The organism is Actinoplanes couchii (assembly GCF_016862075.1).
In the GTDB taxonomy this organism is placed as follows: domain Bacteria; phylum Actinomycetota; class Actinomycetes; order Mycobacteriales; family Micromonosporaceae; genus Actinoplanes; species Actinoplanes couchii.
On record NZ_BOMG01000084.1, the window covers coordinates 1 to 18,414 of the forward strand.

Sequence of the window (18,414 nt, forward strand, 5' to 3'; positions counted from 1 at the left end):
CCAAGCGTGCCGAGCCCCGCGACAAGAGCCAGAGCCGCCGAGGCCCCCCGACGAACGAGCGACTGACGCATGAGTCCCCTATCCCCCACATCTATCCAGATCTCTCCGCGAAGCCCTCCGCGACTCCTCGCGAAGCTCTCCACGAACGAACGGGTACGTTTCGTCGTCCCGGCTTAGAAGTGTGTCCCAGCCCGCCGGTCGTTTCCAGCCACAGTGCGAAGTTCCGCCCGCCCAGCCGCCCACCCCCACCCGAACGGCCACCGGGAAAGACCCGAACCGCTTTCACCACTTACACCGCATCCTCATGACCACCGCCACCACGCCGCGCCAGCCGACAGATCTCACCCAGATCTGGCCGAGCGCCACGGCGTGGCCCGCGAGACCATCAAGTTGCAGGTCAGAGATCCTGCGCGAGCACCGTCCTGGCAGCGTGGGGTCTACTTGGCAGTCGCCGCACGAACGCTTGGGGTCGCCGAATCGCTCTGTTCTGGATCAAGGCGACCCGCAGGCGGGCCGCGCCGGCATGGATCCGTCCTGCCGGCATCGGCCGGCCCAGCCGACTTCGCTTGTCCAGTAACGAAGGAGGAGTGGCTCCGCTCGCGACCACCGAACAGCCACGACGGCTCTCCGGAAGCATCGTCAACACCCTCAGCACGGGTGACGAGCGGATACAGCATCGTCGTCCGCGTAACCCCTCCGCCGCTTGTTCTCTGCCAAGCCTGATTGGCGTGGTCGATGAAACAGACGGCAACCGGAGCCTTCTCGGCGCGAAACTTCCAAGGGGGTGCAACACGCACGGCCGCCTTGAGTTTCTTCTGGACTTGCTGTTCTTCGCCTGGACCCATGACTTCGTAAGCTTGGATCACATAGTTCCCACTCGTGGGCAGGCTGACGACAGCGACCACGTTCCGGAGCGGGCTGGACCCATAGTTATGGATATCGTTGATGTGAGGTTCCTCGTCGCCTCCGTACCCGCCGAACCTGGCATCAGTCACGACCCCAGCGCGTGCGACGTTCAGCGCTGCTTCAGCACGCTCGTCCGCCAACTGACGCCCGGCTGTATCGGCTCGGTTGCGTTCAAACATAAGGAGAAGAGCGGCAGCGCTAGCTGCAGCTAGGCCGGCAAACACCCCACCCACGCCGCCCCAGGCCTGAATCCAATCAGTAACCTTAGGCAGCTCAGGGGCCGTGCCGACATTGTGGGTACCGCCCAGGCAACGATGGCCAGGATGATCGCGACAAGTGCGCACACCACGCAGCTAGATCAACGGTCGCTGTTGGTCTCGTAGTACGTAGGTCGACGGTTCGATTCCGTCAGGCGGCTCCAATCCAAAAGGGCTGGTCAGACCCGGCTTCCCGGTCGCTGAACAGCCCTTTTGCCGTTTCCGGAATCCTTCAGGGTGTACGACAGGGTGTAGACCCGATCTCGAACCGCGCCTTACCTGTACGTGCTGTAGCCGACCTTGCCATCTCGCTCGTCACGTGGGCATACCCGCGGGTGATCCGGGCATCCGAATGGCCGAGGATCTCCTGCACCACCTCGATCGACACATCCATCATGATCAGCGAGGGTGCAGGAGGTAGGCCGGCCGATGTGCACGCCATGCCGCGAGAGCCGCTCCTGCTTCACCTTCGCCAGGTCGAGCAGTGTCCGCCATTAGTGGTAATCGTGCTTCGGGCCGATCGGACGGTGTTTTGACGTGCTCCGAACGGCGCTCGGTTCAGGCCGCCTAGTCGCCATCGTCAGCAACAGCTCGAGTGCCGCGGTAGGCGCTCACCTCCGACGCCACGACTCGCTCCTCTACATCAACGGGGTAGTCGGTCGGTTCGACTGGATGGACCTCCACCTGCCTCGAATAGGTGACGGGCGATCTCTCCCTGGTAGCGGTGCTGGCAATCTTCACCGGGCGAGTCGTCCCCGACGATCCCGCGGTGCGCCGACTGCCTGCCGAGGCATCCTGTCCCTCGTGTGATCGACTGACACTGAGTGGAAAGTGGGTGCCAGTGGTTGAGGGGCGGCTTCTGGAGGCGGTTGATCGGCTCGGTGCTACGGGTCGGATCACTGCGGTGGCCGGGGGCGAGACGTTCGGCCTTGCCGTCGGTGACGACCTTCTGGTTGCGCTGACCGAGATACGGTCCGGATGGAAGTCTCTGAGCTGCGGCTGTGCTGCCAAGGGGCGCGGATGAACGTGGCAACTGAGGCAGTTCCCGGACGGTCGGCAGGGATACGTACTCACCGAGGGCCGCCGGACCGGAACCGGGGAATCTTTCGAGGTCGTCGATCTGCTCGATGCCGCCCCGGCGGATCAGGTCGTCTCGATGGACGAGCAGCAGCGGTTCGTCAGGGCGTATCTCGGTTTTCCGCCGCGACAGCCCGCGGAGCGCACACCGGCAGACCATTGACGGAACCGGGTCAGGCATCAGGGTTTTAATGGACGGCCAGAGTCTCGCGGAAGTCGGCTGCTACTGACATCAGGCGGTCCAGGGCGTCTCGAGTTCGCTGCAGTTCGGCGATGTGCTCGGTCAAGCGGTCTCGTTCGAGGCGCATGCGTTCCATTGCCGCGTCGGAGTTCTCCTCGCTCGGGGACTCCACGCACGGGAGCAGCTCGGCGATCGTCCGGCTGGAGATTCCCGCGGTGTACAGGCGCTGGATGAACGCGATCCTCTCCACCTGGTCGTCCGTGTAGTGGCGTTGGCCGCTGGGGCTTCGGACGCTCGTCAGCAGGCCCTGCTCCTCGTAGTAGCGGATGGCCCGGACACTGACGCCGGTCTTTGCGGCTAGATCTCCGATGCGCACGTGTGCCTCCCCTGTGTGACCCGGCCCTCAAGCCTTGCCTCTGACGTCGACGTCAGGTTTTAGCGTAGCCGCACCTGACCCGACGGATCGTGGAGGATCCTGATATGTCGCAGCTTTTCAGTGGCTTCCGGCTCGGCGAACTGGCGCTTCCCAACCGGATCGTGATGGCCCCGATGACCCGGGTCCGGGCCGGCGCCGGCGGAGTCGCGACCGCTTCGATGGCCGCCTACTACGCGCAGCGGGCCACCGCCGGCCTGATCGTCTCGGAGGGTGTTCAGCCGAGCCTTCTCGGACAGTCCAACCCGGGAACCCCGGGGCTGCACACCGATGAGCAGACCGCCTCGTGGCGGCAGGTGACCGATGCCGTTCACGTCAACGGCGGCCGGATCTTCGCCCAGCTGATGCACGGCGGCCGGGTCTCGCATCCGGAGACCACGGGGCTGGTCCCGGTCGGGCCGTCGGCGGTCGCCGCTACCGGGGACGTCTTCACCCCGTCCGGGCCGCAGCCGGCGCCGGTGCCCCGGGCGCTGGACACGGCCGAGATTCCGGAGCAGGCCCGGTCGTACGGTGACGCGGCCCGTCGTGCGGTCGACGCCGGGTTCGACGGGGTGGAGCTGCACGGCGCCAACGGATACCTGATCTCGCAGTTCCTCTCCAGCAACGCCAACCTGCGCACCGACGGCTACGGCGGTTCGGTGGCGAATCGGATCCGGTTCGCGGTCGAGGCCGTGGAAGCGACTGTCGACGCGGTCGGCGCCGCCCGTACCGGCATCCGGTTGTCCCCCGGAGGGGTGTTCTGGGGTGTCGAGGAGAGCGAGGTCCCGGCTCTGTACGAGGCGTTGCTGACCGAGCTGGCCCGGCTCGACATCGCCTACGTGCATGTGGAGGCGACCGCCGACGAGGACGTGCTGCTGGGTCTGCGCAAGAACTGGCCGGGCGTACTCATCATGAACCCGGTCCTGCCCATGGGACCGAAACAGGCCGGCCGTGTGGAGGCGGACCACTGGCTCGGGCTGGGCGCGGAGCTGATCAGTTTCGGGCGGGCGTTCATCGCGAACCCGGACCTGGTGGAGCGTCTGCGGACCGGGGTGCCGCTGGCGCCGGTGGACGCGGCGACCTTCTACCAGGGCGGCGACCAGGGGTATCTGACCTACCCGGCGCACCGGTACGCGGCCTGACACACGGAACCCCGGGTCGCCGTTGACCCGGGGTTCCGTGTGTCGGTGCGCCCGCGGAACTAGGCCAGCTGCTCCAGCAGGGCCTTGCAGAACGCGGGCAGGTCGTCCGGCTTGCGACTGGTGATCAGGTGGTCGTCCACGAAGACCTCCTCGTCCACCCATGTCGCGCCGGCGTTCGCCAGGTCGGTGCGCAGGCTGGGCCAGCTGGTCACGGTCCGGCCGTCGAGGACACCGGCCTCGACAAGCGTCCACGGGGCGTGGCAGATGGCCGCCACCGGTTTCCCGGCGGCGACGAAGTCCCGGACGAACCGGACCGCGTCCGCGTCGGCGCGCAGGAAGTCGGGATTGGCCACTCCGCCGGGCAGGACGAGGGCGTCGTACTCGGTGGCTTTCGCGGTCCGCACGGTCTTGTCCACCTGGTAGGTGCCGGCCTTGTCCAGGTGGTTCAGCGCCTGGATCTCGCCGGTGTCCAGGGAGACCAGTTCGGCCGTGCCGCCGGCCGCCTCGACGGCCTTGCGGGGCTCGGTGTACTCGATCTCCTCGACACCGTCGGCCGCCAGGAAGGCGACTCGCTTTCCGGTCAGCGACGCGGTCATGGCCGTCTCCTTCGGGGCTTGTCGGGGAATGTCCGTCAGTAGTTCCGGTTCCCGGCGACGGCGCGGGCAAACGCCGGAGCCCGCCCGTTGGCGACCTCGCCACCGAACCAGGCACCGAATCCGGCGACGGCCAGGGCCAGCAGCTCGATGAAGAACAGCCCCCCACTGACGACCCGGTCCGGCGCCTGGACGCGGAGCATCGCGATGACGGCGAAGATCACCAGCACACCCACGTTCAAGAGACTGCGGAGTACGCCGAGACGACGGTCCCGTGAGCCACGCGCGAACATCACGTCCACCGCGATCGCGACGGTGACCAGGGCACCGCAGACCAGTCCGGCCACCACGTTCCAGTAGGCCAGAGCTCCGAGGATGTTAGGCCCGCCCAGCAAGTCCGCCATGTCGAACAGGACGGCCATGGCGAAGAGCCCGAGAGGGAACATCACCAGGATGGGCTGCACCGCCTGTCCGGCGACGTTCAATCGGCTTTCCATCAGGTTTCGCCTTCCCACCTGCGCAAACGCAGATTCGAATCAGCTTGGCGACGTTGGCCTACCCGGTCCGTTCCGGGGACAAACACCACGGCGATCGCCGATGGACCACCATGCCAACGTCGCACAGCTTGTACGCAATCTGCAACATGGCAGTTTGAGTGGTGGCGAGCTGCTGGGTGGCGTGCTTCACTGCTTGTAGGGCAACAAAGGGCGGAGTCGGAGGGAGAGACAAACAACGGCACCCGGCGGCAAACGGGTGCCGTTGTCCGCCTCTGCGTCTTCGTTCGTTGTGGCTCGAGCGAGGCGGGGATGGGTCTCTCGCGCCAATGGTGGTCCCATTCCGTCCCTCCTCGCAAGAAACAGCGAAGAGGAGTTCGCCATGCGCACACGGATCTACTATCGCGGGCCGGACGCTCTGGTGTCCGACGATCAGTTCGTCTGGCATCCCCGCACCGCACCCCTGGTCTTCGCCATCACGGATCTGCACAACGTCGGTCTCGTCCAGGCTCCGGCTCGCATCCGTCCCTACGCTCCCGCCTTCGCGGTGGTCGCCCTCGCGGCCGCGGCCGCCGGCTGGGCCCTGCTGCCCGATCCGTTGGTCTACATCCTCGTCTTTCTCGGTCTCGCTATACCCGGCGTAGTCATGGTGTGGCGCGAGCCGGGCCGCTGGGAGCTCCACGCGCAGTACCGGGGAGCCGCCGTGGTGCTCTACTCGTCACCCGACGCGCGGGTCTTCAATCAGGTGAGCCGAGCGTTGCGCAGGGCCATGGAGGACACCCGGCGAACACCGTGGGGGTACGGCCTGGCTGCCGCCTGAGCTGCGGTCCTTCGCGCTTCACCAGGGTGAGATCGCGGCTTGCGTCAAAACCCCACCTCCGGCCCGTCGTTCTGATAGGACAGTAGCTAGGATGTCCGCGACCTCGCTGACTGCCAGCTGTCAGTCAGCGAGGTGGCAGAATGATGTTGAGTGATTACTGTACGTCACCATTACTTCGACGATGAAGGACTCATGACCGAGGGTGACTCGCCGACCATCGCGCGCCGGCGCGTGCGACTCGCGCTTCGTGAAGCGCGTGAGTCGGCCGGTCTCACCCAAAATCAGGTCGCCGAAGAGATGGAGTGGTCGACCAGCAAGGTGATCCGGATCGAGAACGGGGATGTCTCCATCTCCGCCAACGATCTGCGGTCCGTGCTGATCCTGCTCGGCATCCGGGACAAGAGCGTGGTCGCCGGTCTCCTCGCGGCCACCCGCATTGCCCGCTCCCGATCCCGGAAACCGTGGTATCAGGCCGCCGATTTCCACACCGCGCTCACTGATGACCTGCGTAAACTAATTGAGTACGAAGCCGAGGCCACACAAATTCGCTCGTACTCCGTCTACTACATACCGGGCCAGGTGCAGACGCACGATTACGCGACCGCGCTGATGTCCCGGTACGAGGAAGACCTGTCCGAGGAACAACGCACCAAGCGAGTCGACACGCGAATGCGTCGCCGGGAGGCACTGCTGGCCCGGACCGGCGACGTGCAGATGCTGCACCTGGTCGACGAGTCCGTGTTGCGCCGGACCGTCGGCGGCCCCTCGGTCTTCGCCGACCAACTGCGTGACCTCAAGACTCATGTCTCCTCCGGGATCGTCCGGATTCGGATGGTGCCCTTCACGCTCGACGTCTCGGTGACCAACAACGCCAGTTTCGACCTGCTGAAGATGAGCGGCGGCGAGGCGTTGTACCGGGAGACCGGTGTGGGCGACGAGATGATCGAAGACCAGCTCGTGACCGCGAAACACCACGCGCGCTACGACCGGGTCTGGAATGACGCCGCTGATGAGGAGGACACAATTCAATTCATCGACGCACAGATCAAAGAGCTGGAGCGAACGGTTACGGACCGGGCGCGCCGGAAGCATTGAATCGCTAATTACCTAACAATTGTCGAGAGGTTCCCGATGGAACAGATGAACGTGCCCGCGTGGCGTAAGAGCAGCCGCTGCGGAACGTCGACCTGTGTCGAGGTCGCGAAGGTCGAAGACCAGTACCTGATCCGCGACTCGAAGAACCCCGAGGTCGCCGCGCTCTCCTTCACCAAGGACGAGTGGGACGCCTTCGTGCAGGGCGTGGCCGCGGGCGAGTTCCGCTTCTAAAGACGTGGGCCCGCCCGCTCTGCGAGATCGCGAACGACCAGAGCGGGCCGGTCAAGAATACTCGCAAAACAGTTTTATAGTATTAAATTAACGCCGCATAACTCACAATGAGTGGGTTAAGCGGCATTTTCTCTTTTTCATTCATGTTTGCACCCGGTCGGTTCCGGCTCACTCGCATACCGTGGATTCGAACCGTCACGGAGGTGCACAAATGATCAAACCGACGGAAGAGACGCACTGGCGCCGGAGCAGACGTTGCTCCACGGGTACCTGCGTCGAGGTGGCCCGTGTCGCGGAACGGGTTCTGGTCCGTGACTCCAAGGTATCCGACGGCGCCATCCTCGCCTTCACCAGGAAGGAGTGGGACAGCTTCCTGGCCGGAGTCAAGGACGGCGAATTCCGGTCCGTATGAGTCTTCCCCCGGAGCAGCGTGATGTCGCGGGCCGAGCGCGGCATACTGCAAAGGTGGACGGCACATCCGACACCACCGGAAACGACCGCTTCGGCCTTCTGAACGAGGCGGCCGACACCCTGCTGGACGATCTCGCCGAGCGCTACCAGGTGGAGCGCCGGGAGAACAAGGAACCGTTCGGGCTCGACGAAGCGCTCGCACGAACCGTCCGGCTCATCCCCCGCATGCCCACCGCCGCACCGCTGGCGGTGCAGTTCACCGACTCCGGACTCCGGCTGCGCCTCGGCCGGTGGTGGGCGGAGTCGCTGCCGGCCTGCCCCTGTGACACCTGCGACGAGGACCCGAAGATCGCGGCCGAGCGGCTGCGGATCCACACCGACGCCCTGATCGAAGGCGGACTGTGGGAACGCGTACGCCGCGGGTTGAGTGGGTCCTGGTTCGAGACCAGGCTGATCGGGGCCGGCGTGAAGGTCGATCAGGAGGGGCCGCTCTCCGCAGCCGGGGCCAGAGACGCCCGGCGGGAGGGGTTCGCGGCCCCCGTGCAGTGGGCCCCCTGGCAGTACCGCTGCCGCTGATCGGACTCAACGACCCGGTGCGGACAACAGCGTCACCGCGGCACGGACGGCGCGGTGGCGCAGCACCCGGGCCAGCGAGACCTCGCCCCGGCAGAACGCCGCGAAGACCCGCCACCCCGGCGGGCTCGCCATCAGGGCATGCACCAGTCCGGGATGGCGGCCGAAGAGCCCGAGCAGACGCCGGCCGGCCGCCATCTCCGGAGACAGCCCGGTGGCGATCAACCGGTCGTACTCAGCGAGATCGTCGTGTCGGGCGGCAACCGTGCCGGCCCACTTCCCGGACCGCAGCGCGTAGCTGATGCCCTCCCGGGTCCACGGTTCCAGCAGGCCGGCGGCATCCCCGGCGACCAGCACCCGGCCGCGGCGCACCGGGGCGCCGAGGCTGCGGCAGCGGGTCAGATGGCCGGAGTCCCGCAGCACCCGGCGACCGGACAGGCCCAGCCGGGCGACGAAGTCCCGCAGGTAGCGCTTCGTCTCCGCGGCGCGGCCCCGCTCCATGATCACACCGACGGTGAGCTGGTCCTCCTTCGGGAACAGCCAGCCGTACGAACCGGGCACCCGACCCCAGTCGACAAGCAGCCGGCCCCGCCAGCGGGCCTGATCGGCGCTCGTCGCGGCCAGTTCCACCTCCAGCCCCAGATCCTGCTGGTCGAAGGTGACACCCACGTGCCGGGCGGTCACTCCGGCCGAACCGTCCGCCCCGATCACCACGCTTGCGGTGACCGAACTTCCACAGGCGAGAACCACCGTCGCCGTACGATCGTCCTGGTTCACCGCGCGGACGAGCGTGTTCTCGCGTACCGCCGCGCCGGCTTGAACCGCGGCCCGGCACCAAGCCTGATCGAAATCGGACCGCCGGACCATCGTCACCACCGGCTCGTCCGGCGACAGCCGGGTGAACGGCCGGCGGCCGTCGTGGGTGAACGTCACCGCGTGGATCCGGTCCCGCGCGGGCACCTCCACGGTCGGCACGCTCAACCGCATCGAGGTGCCGAGCAGACCACCACCGCACGTCTTGTACCGGGGATGCTCGGCCCGCTCCAGCACGATCACCCGGGCCCCGGCGGTAGCCGCCGCATGTGCCGCGGACAGCCCCGCGGGGCCCGCTCCGACCACCGCTACGTCGCAATCCAGGCTCTGGCGCACCTCCACATTTTAGGTACGGTGAGCAGAGAAAACGCTCTCACGATCACACGGGGTCACCCTTTGAGCACCATCCAGCAGGCCGGCGTCCGGGCCTCCACCCGGGCCGTCTACGTCACCTTCATCTTCCTCGGCATCGCCATGGCCAGCTTCGCGGCCCGCATCCCGCAGATCCGCGACCAACTCGGGCTCACCCCGGCCGAACTCGGCCTGGTGCTGCTCGCCATCGCCGCCGGATCGGTCACGTCGCTGCCGCTCGCCGGGCACCTGGTCGGGCGGTTCGGCTCCCGGCTGGTGGTCGCCACCGGCGCCGTCGTGCTCACCGCGGCGCTGTCCGGCGTCGCGATCGGCTACAACTACGGCGTCCTCCCGGTGGTGATCGCGCTGTACGTCTACGGCTTCGCCACCGGCGCCTGGGACGTAGCCATGAACGTGCAGGCAGCGGTGGTGGAACGCCGTCTCGGCCGGTCGATCATGTCCCGTTTCCACGCCGGGTACAGCGTCGGCACGGTCGCCGGCGCCCTGGCCGGCGCGGGCGCCGTCAAGCTCGGCGTCCCGGTCACCGTGCACGTGGTGGCCGCCTGCATCCTGGTGGCGGTCGCGGTCGTGCCCGCCGTCCGGTGGTTCATCACCGACGAGGCCACCGACAACGCCGCAGAATCCGACAAACCGCGCGCCCTGGCCGCCTGGACCGAGCCGCGCACCCTGCTCATCGGCCTGTTCGTGCTCTCCTTCGCGCTCACCGAAGGCGCCGGCATCGACTGGATCAGCATCGCCCTGATCGACGACCACGGCACCACGGCGTCCACCGGCACCCTCGGCTTCGCCCTGTTCCTGGCCGCCATGACGGTCGGCCGGTGGTACGGGCCCAACCTGCTCGACCGGTACGGCCGGGTCATGGTGCTCCGGATCCTCGCCGTCACCGGCCTGGCCGGGCTGCTCGTCTTCGTCTTCGGGCCGTCCGCGCCGATCGCCTTCGCCGGGGCGCTGCTGTGGGGGCTCGGCGCCTCACTCGGCTTCCCGGTCGGCATGAGCGCCGCCGCCGACGACCCGGTCAAGGCACCCGCCCGGGTCGGGGTGGTCGCGTCGATCGGATACTGCGCCTTCCTGGGCGGCCCACCCCTGATCGGCTTCCTCGGCGACCACTTCACGGTCTCGAAAGGCCTGCTGGCGGTGGCGATGCTGCTGGTGCTGTCGATCGCCCTGACCCCGGCACTGCGCGAGCCCGACCGGCGCGCCGGTCACGTATAGGGAAGTTACAGCGGAAGTTAAGGCAGGCCCGGCAGAGTACGACCCATCGATCCGGTGGGGTTGATCCGCTGGTTCGTCGGCGTTGTGGAAGGTCCGGCTTTCGGGGGGAGCCGGGCCTCCAGCTTTCCCGGGGTCTGCGCTCTGCCGGTCTGCGCTTTCCGAGACGCTTTCTCCGGCCCGCCCTCTCAGGGCCGCGCTCTCCGCCTCACGCTCTCCGCCTCGCCCTCTCCAGGCTGCGTTCTTCGGGCCGCGCTTGACTCTCGACCTTGTTGAGGCTTGAGGCTTGCAGGGTGACCACCCCGCTTCGTTACCGGCTCTGGTTGACCGGCATGACGCTGTCCTGCTTGGTTCCCGGACGCTGTCCTTCGGCACGGGCCTCGCCCCGGCAACCGTCCGATACGCGCACCGGGTCTTCTCGATGATCCTGGGTCACGCTCTTCGGGACGGCCGGATCCCCCGGAACCCGGCCGACGGTGTGCGGCTACCTCGGGTGCTGCGGGAGGAACCGGTTCCTCGACCACGCCCAAGTGTCGGCGCTGGCGGACGCGTGCGAACCCTATGGACTGCTGGTGCGGTTCCTGGCGTGCACCGGCCTGCGGTGGGGTGAGATGTCGGCACTACGGGTGAGTCGGCTCAACCTTGTGCGGCGCCGGGTCACCGTGGCAGTGGCGTTCAGCGAAGTGCGCGGCCAACTGATCGAGGGCACACCGAAGAATCACCAGCGGCGATCGGTGCCGATTCCGCGGTTTCTCGTCGACGCTCTGACCGCCCAAGTAGCCGGCAAGTCCAAAGACGCGCTCCTGTTCACCGCGCCGAACGGCGGGCCGCTGCGGAACACGAACTTCCGGTTCCGGACCTTCACACCGGCGGCGGAATCGCTGGGCTTGACCGGACTGACTCCGCACTATCTGCGGCACACAGCGGCGTTCCTCGCCGTGGCAGCCGGGGCCAACGTCAAAGCGGTCCAGCGGATGCTCGGGCACGCCTCAGCGGCCATGATGCTCGACGTGTACGCGGACCTCTTCGAGGAAGACCTGGACCAGGTCGCCGACAGGCTCGACCGGGCCGCTACGGGCCATGCGGACTATTTGCGGACCGAGGCCGCCCCGAGCAACGTCGTCGACCTATTCAAAAGAAGAAGCCCAGGTCATTGACCTGGGCTTTCTCAACGAGCCGCCTGACGGAATCGAACCGTCGACCTACGCATTACGAGTGCGTCGCTCTAGCCGACTGAGCTAAGGCGGCAGTGTCGCTGCGTACGCGGCGACCTGTCCAGTCTACGGCATCGACGGGTGCTTCATCATCCGGGTAGGTCTGGTGTCGTACCCCGTGGCTAGTGTGACGGGTGTGACGGAGGATGTGTCGATGGCCATCGTTCCCCCGCAACGATCCACACCGTCGGATGCCGTGCCTGGCGCGCCTCCGGAGGCCTCTCCGGGCAAGCCTGCCGAGTCGGGAGCCGGTGGGCGTAGCCGACCGCGCAGCCTCGATCCGCAGGAGCTGGGGTTCGAGCGGAAAGGGCCGATCGGCTGGCTCGCGCCGCTGCTGCTGCTCAGTACCGGGCTGCGGACTCTGCTGCACATCCTCTTCGGGGCCTACCTGGACAAACGTGAGCTGCAGAACGCGCTCGACGACGACGTCTTCGATCACTCGGCCACCGCTACCGGGGACATCTGGGTGGACTATGTGGCCGACCTGGGGGACGGGTTCGACGCCACCTACTCGGTGGCCTATCTGCTGTCCCAGGAGTCGCTGGAGGTTGACGGGGAGCTGCTGCCCCGGGGGCGGCTGCTGCTGATGGGCGGCGATCAGGTCTATCCGGTGGCGAGCGGCGACGACTACGAGAACCGGATGAAGGGGCCCTACCGCGCGGCGTTGCCGGAAGCTCCGGCGGGCACGCCCCGGCCCACGCTCTACGCGCTGCCCGGCAACCATGACTGGTACGACGGGCTGACCGCGTTCCTGCGGCTGTTCGCCCGGCGCAAGGACGGCCACATCGGCGGGTGGCGGACCGGGCAGCGGCGGTCGTATTTCGCGATCAAGCTGCCCGGGAACTGGTGGGTGTTCGCGGTGGACGAGCAGTTCGGGGCGTACATCGACGACCCGCAGTTGCTGTATTTCGAGAAGGCCGCCGAGAAGGTCGGGCCGGACGACCGGGTGATCCTGATGACGCCGTCGCCGACGTGGGTGAAGGCGCGGGAGAATCCGCACGCGTACGACGCGGTGGACTACTTCATCCGGACGATCCTCGGGCCCACCCAGGCCCGGGTGCGGGTTCTCGTCTCCGGCGACCTGCACCACTACGCGCGTTTCTCCGGCGACGACCGGGAGCTGATCACCTGTGGTGGCGGCGGGGCGTACACGCTGGGCACCCAGAACCTGCCCGATCACCTGACGGTTCCGCCGGAGGCGTCGCTGAGTCGCAGTTCCAGCCGCAGTCGGCGGTACGACCGGAAGGCCACCTATCCGGACACCGCCGAGTCGAACCGGATGGGGTGGGGGGTCTTCCGCCGGGTGCCGCGCCGCAACGCCGGGTTCGCCACCCTGCTCGGCATCATCCACACGCTGACCATGCTGGCGATGGCCGGCGCGGCCAGTCAGGGCGGCACCGTCCAGCGGCTGTTCAGCATCCCGCTGGTCCTGATGCTGGTGCTGATCATGGCGGGGACGGTTCTGTTCGCGAAGCCGGAGGGCAACGCCAGGCATCTGGTGTTCGGGGTGTCACACGGGTTCACCCAGATCGGGCTGGCTGTGCTCGGTACGTGGGCGTGGCTGCACCTGCCGTTCCGGGACTGGCCGTGGCCGGGGCCGCTGGCCGTGGCGGCGATCCTCTACGGTCCGCTGATCGCGGTCCTCGCTACCCAGTTGCTCTCGCTGTATCTGCTGGTCGCGGCCCGGTTCGACGTCAATCTGAACGAGTTGTACGCCGGGCAGGGCATCGAGGAGGCAAAGAGTTTCCTGCGTTTGCACATCGCCGCCGACGGCACCCTGACGATCCATCCGATCGGGATCGGCACGGTCTGTCACGAGTGGGCCGCCGACCCGGACGGTGATCCGCACTCGTCCTGGGTGCGGCCGGAGAAACCACTCGTCGTGCACCGGGTGGAGCCGGCTTTCGAAGTGCGGTGACCACCGCGTCCGGCCCGGCGGCCGCGAGTCGGTCCCGGGCCGCGCATCGCTCGCGGGGACCGGACGGGACTGTGATCGGCTCGTACTAGATATCGGTCTGGTAGTGGGCGTCGTGGGCCTGGCGGGGCGCGCAGACCGAGGCCCGGCTGCAGGAACACCGGGAGCCGTCGGCGTCGAGCCGGACCACCACCGAGTCCTTGGGAACACTGTGCGCGACCACGCGGCCGTCACCTTCCGGAGTCGTGACCCGGGAGCCGACGGCCGGCGCTGACGCCTGGAACGCCTGGTAGAGGGGGTGTTCATACTTCAGGCAGCACATCAGGCGGCCGCACGCCCCGGAGATACGCAGCGGGTTGAGCGGGAGGTCCTGGTCCTTCGCCATGCGGATGGTGACCGGCTCGAAGTCGGTCAGGAACGTGGCGCAGCACAGGTCGCGGCCGCACGAGCCGATGCCGCCCTGGACGCGGGCCGAGTCGCGGGCGGAGAGCTGGCGCAGCTCGACCCGGCAGTGCAGGGTCGCACCGAGGTCGCGGACCAGGGAGCGGAAGTCGACCCGGTTCGGTGCGGTGAAGTAGATCGTGGTGCGGGCGCTGTTGCCGCCGGTCGGGTCGAGCACGTGATCGACGGCGACGACCTTCATCGGCAGGTTGTGCGCCTTGATCAGCTTCTTGGCGGCGACCTTGGCCTCGGCCTTGCGTTTGCGCAGCGTCTCGTCACGGCGCAGATCGGTGTCGTCGGCCAGCCCGACGACCTTGGGGAAGCCGGAGGTGTCCTCCTCGACCCACTGCGGTGCCCAGACGCACTCCGCCACCTCGGGACCGTCGTCGGTCGGGACCAGCACGCGGTCGCCGACGGCCGGGGTGAATCCGGCGGGATCGAGGTAGTAGAGGCGGCCGTACCGGTTGAAACTGACCGCGCACAGCATGCCCATGCGATCAACAGTACGACGGCAGGCAAGCCGTACCAAATGCCGGTTTTGACCTACCCGCGAGGGTTGTCGCATAGATGCCGCGAAACCGTCTCTATCGACCCTCGTTGGCCAGTCCCGTAAGCACCCCCGGCTTGAGAGGACCTGCCATGGCATCCGCCCGGTCAATGGCCGCCAGTGTCGTAGCGCTCGGGTTCGCGGGCCCGCTGGCCGCTCCCCTGCCCGCCGTCGCCGCACCCGGATGCGCACGGCCGGAACGCTACGCCGCCCAATCCGGGTCGGAACTGCTCCGCATCGACAAGCTCGACCTGGCACCGTCCGGCCGCATCGCCGATTCAAGAACCAAAATTCCCTCCGCCGGTACGGGGGACCAGGGCCGACCTGACGAGGAGTCCGCCGGTGCGGCGTCCCGGGAACCGGTCGGGGACGTCGGGCTGGGCAACACCCGCAGTGTGCTCATCGCCGGAGCGCCGATCAGCTCCGCCGGGGCCGCCCGGGTACTCCAGGGCAAGGTCGCCGGAACCACGGCGCGTAACGAACTGGCCGTGCAGCAGGCCCCGCCCACCCAGTCCAAGGCGAGTGGGCGGCAGACCGGGGCCAAGGAGTACGGGCCGGTCAGCGTCGGCACCGGGGCACTGCACGCCCGCGCGGTGTGGAACGCGGCGATGAACTGTGGTGCCGGGGAGCGTGAGGTGTCCAGCTCCGCCGCGGAGATCAGCCAGTTCACGCTCACCGGTGGGGGAAGCGGGGCGATGGTCCGGGTGCCCGAGAAGATCTCCAGCCGGAGCGCCACCGCGCTGCGGCAACGGGCCGGGATCTCGCAGACCGTGGCCACGGCGACCATGAACGCCGGGCGAATCAATCTGGTCGACAACGAGGTGCGGATCCGGGTTCTAAGGGCGCCACTGCTCACGGTCAGTGCGGGTGGCAAGAGCCGGGTCGACTACCAGCCAGCGGTCGTGGAGGTCACCACCGGTGGTGGCAAGAAGGCCCAGTTGGATACTGCGGGTGAGCATGTTGACATCACTTTGAGTGACGAAATGCGGCCGTTGGAATCGGCTCCGGCACCGCTTGTTCCGATCGGCGGACTGCCGGTGCCGAGCGTTCCGGGACTGCCCGTGTTGAGCCGAACCGAGAACACTCCGATCCCCGATGGGAACAGTGGATCTCTGATGCGGATCTCTCTGGGCTCGGTACGTCAGGCCACCGACGGTGAGGCGATCGCGGCGGCGGTCACCGCGATTCGGGTGACGGTCCTCCGCAACGACGACAACCCGGACAGCAAACCGTCCGCAGTGGTCGCCGACCTGGGGATCGGGATGCTGCAGGCGGCGGCTGTCGCTCCGGCCCGCACCGCCGGTGCCGGAGCGGGCCGCCCCGGCACCGGCACGGATCGTCCTGGTCCTGGCGCCGATGGTCCCGGTGCCGGCGTGGACCGGCCCGGTGTCGGGGTGGACCGGCCCGGCATGGATGGCGGCCGCCCCGGCGGTGGTGGGGATCAGCTCGGCGACGACCTTCCCGGTGGTGGCACGGAGCGGCCGGGCTTCGGTTTGGGTTCCGGGACGGGTGCCGGTGCTGGTCCCGGGGTCGGCGCTGGCCCCGGGGCCGGAACTGACCTCGGCGCCGGTCCCGACTTCGTGTCCGGTCCGGACACCGCCGTCGATCCTGCTACCGGTCTTCCGCTCACCGGTCCGCGCGCGATCTCCCTGGTGATCGCCGGAGCTGCCTTGATCCTCGGCGGTGTCGGCGCTGTTGTCGTCACCTCCCGCCGCCGTCGGCGCCAGCAGTCCTGACGCCGACGCCAGGAGCGGGACGCACACCGGCGGCCGGCGGCCGGTCGCCGGTCGCCGGTCGCCGGTCGCCGGTCGCCGGCCTTGGCCGGGCTGTGGTCTTCGGAATTCTTCGCAGATTCACTCGTCCGGTGCCATGGCAACGAATACGTCATGCACCACTTCGGACATACCGGTCTACCTGAATGCCGCAACCCGGTGTGAATAGTGGCCCGGCAGCCAAGGGATCGCGCTTTCCACGATCCCTTGGCGGACAGTTCTGCGGGTCAGACCGGTAACGGGTTCTGCAGGAACGTGTAGTCGCCGAGCAGGTCCTCGGCACGGTCGTAGCTGTCGGCGACCGTACGCAGCAGAATCGCGCCGATGGCCGCGGCGGCGGTGGCCTCCTGGTCAGGCGGGCGCGCGCTGACCCCCGGGGACGGCGCCTGATCAGGCGGATGGGCACTGCCGATGAGGGTCAGGGCCTCGGTGGTCAGGCAGACCTCGGCCAGGGATTCCGCCAGGTCGGCGCGGGCACCGAGCATCCAGTCGGTGAGGGCGTCGGCCAGATCGGCGGTCGCCTCCATCCGTTGGCCGAGGCTGTCCGGGCCGCCGTGCAGCCGGGCAGCCGCGTTACGTCTCGCCTGCTCGTAGGCATCGGCAGCTTCACCGGACCACTCCCCCGGTGGTGGCAGCGCACCGGCCAGGTCGGCGTAGGCCTGGGCATCGGCCCGCAACTCGGGAACCGACTCCAGAATGGCCGTCGGCCGTAGCCCGGCAACCGCACGAGCGGCGTCACCGGGCAGTAGTCGCACCCGTCGTAGTTCGGTCCAGACGTCGTGCCCACCGGGCGCACCGATCGTCGAGAGCACATCGTCAACCCGGCTGAGCAGCGGGTTCGTCACGGTCAACAGCTGATCGAGCCGATCCATCACATTCCTCGCAGAAGGCAGCCCATCACCGATCCGCCGACCCCGAGCGGAAAACGCCTCGACACCCATCCACCGACCACGGCAGACGGCAACCTGATCATCCACACCCCGGCGGCCGGCGCACGACGGCCGAGCCACCGCTCGCCGACAGCGCGGGGGTTGCGACCAGGCGCTCGGCGACCGGACATCTGCCCGGCTGAAGCCCGCGGATGCCGATCAGGCACCCGCTCATCAACAGCCCTCGGGCGGCGACCGAACACTTGCCCGCCAACGGTACGCGGGTGGTCGCCCGTGACATCACCGCCCGACGGCTGCGGCAGAACGTTCCCCGGCAGCCCATCGACGATCTCTGGCGAATGCGTCGCCGCAGCGGACAGGCACGCTGCCGGGAGGCCCGAGGCGCCGGAAACGTGGCGAGGCCAGGGTCGGCGCCGAGGCGGCCGAGGTGGACACGGACGCTGCCGATCGACCAGATCCGGTGTGGCAGACCTCGTGGGTACGAGGCGAGGTCCAGGTGGTGGCCGGCGCCGGCCGGACAAAGGGCGCTCACCGGTGACGTCGCTGTGCATCGAGATGTCGCGACCGGCCGCGCTGTATGTGGCCTCGGTCCGGAAACCGTCGAGCACCGCCGGGGCCATGACGCAGCTCCGCGGGGTCTGCGACAGGGGGGCCACGCCGCAGCCCTGCGGGGTCTGCGACAGCGGGGCCACGCCGCAGCCCCGTGGGGTCTGTCGCACCGGAACCAGTAAGGCCGGACCGGCGTGGGGCATCAGAGGGTTCCCTGGAAGCGGCGGCGGACCAGGTCGTCGGTTTCGGCGTAGGTGTGGGCGCTGACCCGGACGGACCTCGCCATCTCGGCCAGGTGCGACGAGGCGTCGGCGGCCTCTCTGCCCCGGGCCGCCAGGACCGCGGACCAGCCGGCGAACAGGGCCCGCCCGATCCGCCCCGGGCGGCCGGCGTCGGCGGCGCCGAAGTCGGCCGCCATCGGGACCAGCTCTGGGACGCGGCGGTCCACCGTGGCCAGTGCCTTGGCGGCATGGTCGATCTGGTCGGCGAGTCGATCCACG

The 18,414-nt window shown here is 68.2% G+C and carries 17 protein-coding genes and 1 tRNA gene; 10 read left to right on the forward strand and 8 right to left on the reverse strand.

The genetic code is table 11. The features are described from left to right. Positions 1-2,428 precede the first annotated feature (2,428 nt). Positions 2,429-2,797 carry a MerR family transcriptional regulator gene (locus Aco03nite_RS33395; protein WP_203802274.1) on the reverse strand — a complete coding sequence of 123 codons (369 nt, stop codon included), beginning with the start codon at positions 2,795-2,797 and terminating at the stop codon, positions 2,429-2,431. 104 nt (positions 2,798-2,901) lie between these two features. On the opposite strand from Aco03nite_RS33395, the gene Aco03nite_RS33400 reads away from it, so the two are divergent. Then, positions 2,902-3,975 (forward strand): alkene reductase, encoded by a 1,074-nt coding sequence (locus tag Aco03nite_RS33400; RefSeq protein WP_203802275.1) that lies wholly within the window; start codon positions 2,902-2,904, stop codon positions 3,973-3,975. Between the two features lie 59 nt (positions 3,976-4,034). Here the strand turns inward: Aco03nite_RS33400 and Aco03nite_RS33405 are convergent, their stop codons facing one another. Together Aco03nite_RS33405 and Aco03nite_RS33410 are read right to left on the reverse strand one after the other, a co-directional pair. After that, positions 4,035-4,571, reverse strand: a complete 537-nt coding sequence (locus Aco03nite_RS33405; RefSeq protein ID WP_203802276.1) for a type 1 glutamine amidotransferase domain-containing protein — start codon at positions 4,569-4,571, stop codon at positions 4,035-4,037. Between the two features lie 35 nt (positions 4,572-4,606). Next, entirely contained in the window at positions 4,607-5,065 is a 459-nt protein-coding gene (locus Aco03nite_RS33410; protein WP_203802277.1) for a DUF2231 domain-containing protein, read from the reverse strand. Positions 5,066-5,444: 379 nt separating this feature from the next. On the opposite strand from Aco03nite_RS33410, the gene Aco03nite_RS33415 reads away from it, so the two are divergent. From Aco03nite_RS33415 to Aco03nite_RS33435, 5 genes are all read left to right on the forward strand, one after another. Next, positions 5,445-5,882, forward strand: a complete 438-nt coding sequence (locus tag Aco03nite_RS33415; RefSeq protein ID WP_203802278.1) for a DUF6232 family protein — start codon at positions 5,445-5,447, stop codon at positions 5,880-5,882. A gap of 192 nt (positions 5,883-6,074) precedes the next feature. Beyond that, positions 6,075-6,977: a helix-turn-helix domain-containing protein gene (locus tag Aco03nite_RS33420; RefSeq protein WP_203802281.1), complete on the forward strand. Its 903-nt coding sequence runs from the start codon at positions 6,075-6,077 to the stop codon at positions 6,975-6,977. A 36-nt stretch (positions 6,978-7,013) separates the two neighbouring features. Further along, positions 7,014-7,208, forward strand: a complete 195-nt coding sequence (locus Aco03nite_RS33425; RefSeq protein ID WP_203802284.1) for a DUF397 domain-containing protein — start codon at positions 7,014-7,016, stop codon at positions 7,206-7,208. Positions 7,209-7,419: 211 nt separating this feature from the next. Beyond that, positions 7,420-7,620, forward strand: coding sequence for a DUF397 domain-containing protein (locus tag Aco03nite_RS33430; protein ID WP_203802287.1), 201 nt, complete (start codon positions 7,420-7,422; stop codon positions 7,618-7,620). A gap of 53 nt (positions 7,621-7,673) precedes the next feature. Continuing rightward, on the forward strand, positions 7,674-8,195 hold the full coding sequence (locus tag Aco03nite_RS33435; protein WP_203802289.1) for a DUF6226 family protein: 522 nt from the start codon (positions 7,674-7,676) through the stop codon (positions 8,193-8,195). Between the two features lie 6 nt (positions 8,196-8,201). On the opposite strand, the gene Aco03nite_RS33440 is transcribed toward Aco03nite_RS33435, so the two are convergent. Next, the gene (locus tag Aco03nite_RS33440) at positions 8,202-9,341 is read right to left on the reverse strand and encodes a geranylgeranyl reductase family protein (RefSeq protein WP_239145656.1); all 1,140 of its coding nucleotides are present in this window, start codon (positions 9,339-9,341) and stop codon (positions 8,202-8,204) included. A gap of 60 nt (positions 9,342-9,401) precedes the next feature. Between Aco03nite_RS33440 and Aco03nite_RS33445 the strand changes: the two genes are divergently transcribed. Further along, positions 9,402-10,589 carry an MFS transporter gene (locus Aco03nite_RS33445; RefSeq protein ID WP_239145657.1) on the forward strand — a complete coding sequence of 396 codons (1,188 nt, stop codon included), beginning with the start codon at positions 9,402-9,404 and terminating at the stop codon, positions 10,587-10,589. A 473-nt stretch (positions 10,590-11,062) separates the two neighbouring features. Then, complete coding sequence (locus Aco03nite_RS33450; protein ID WP_275415928.1) at positions 11,063-11,743, forward strand: tyrosine-type recombinase/integrase; 681 nt, start codon at positions 11,063-11,065, stop codon at positions 11,741-11,743. 17 nt (positions 11,744-11,760) lie between these two features. On the opposite strand, the gene Aco03nite_RS33455 is transcribed toward Aco03nite_RS33450, so the two are convergent. Beyond that, positions 11,761-11,834 (reverse strand) — tRNA-Thr (locus Aco03nite_RS33455). Positions 11,835-11,954: 120 nt separating this feature from the next. Between Aco03nite_RS33455 and Aco03nite_RS33460 the strand changes: the two genes are divergently transcribed. After that, positions 11,955-13,718 (forward strand): metallophosphoesterase family protein, encoded by a 1,764-nt coding sequence (locus tag Aco03nite_RS33460; RefSeq protein WP_203802295.1) that lies wholly within the window; start codon positions 11,955-11,957, stop codon positions 13,716-13,718. Between the two features lie 85 nt (positions 13,719-13,803). Here Aco03nite_RS33460 and Aco03nite_RS33465 read toward each other — a convergent pair whose 3' ends face one another. Further along, on the reverse strand, positions 13,804-14,649 hold the full coding sequence (locus Aco03nite_RS33465; protein ID WP_203802297.1) for a PSP1 domain-containing protein: 846 nt from the start codon (positions 14,647-14,649) through the stop codon (positions 13,804-13,806). Positions 14,650-14,795: 146 nt separating this feature from the next. Between Aco03nite_RS33465 and Aco03nite_RS33470 the strand changes: the two genes are divergently transcribed. After that, positions 14,796-16,439 carry a hypothetical protein gene (locus Aco03nite_RS33470; RefSeq protein WP_203802299.1) on the forward strand — a complete coding sequence of 548 codons (1,644 nt, stop codon included), beginning with the start codon at positions 14,796-14,798 and terminating at the stop codon, positions 16,437-16,439. Positions 16,440-16,702: 263 nt separating this feature from the next. On the opposite strand, the gene Aco03nite_RS33475 is transcribed toward Aco03nite_RS33470, so the two are convergent. Then, positions 16,703-17,347 carry a hypothetical protein gene (locus tag Aco03nite_RS33475; protein ID WP_203802302.1) on the reverse strand — a complete coding sequence of 215 codons (645 nt, stop codon included), beginning with the start codon at positions 17,345-17,347 and terminating at the stop codon, positions 16,703-16,705. Between the two features lie 769 nt (positions 17,348-18,116). After that, on the reverse strand, positions 18,117-18,413 hold the full coding sequence (locus Aco03nite_RS33480; RefSeq protein ID WP_203802305.1) for a hypothetical protein: 297 nt from the start codon (positions 18,411-18,413) through the stop codon (positions 18,117-18,119). Position 18,414: the final 1 nt, after the last annotated feature.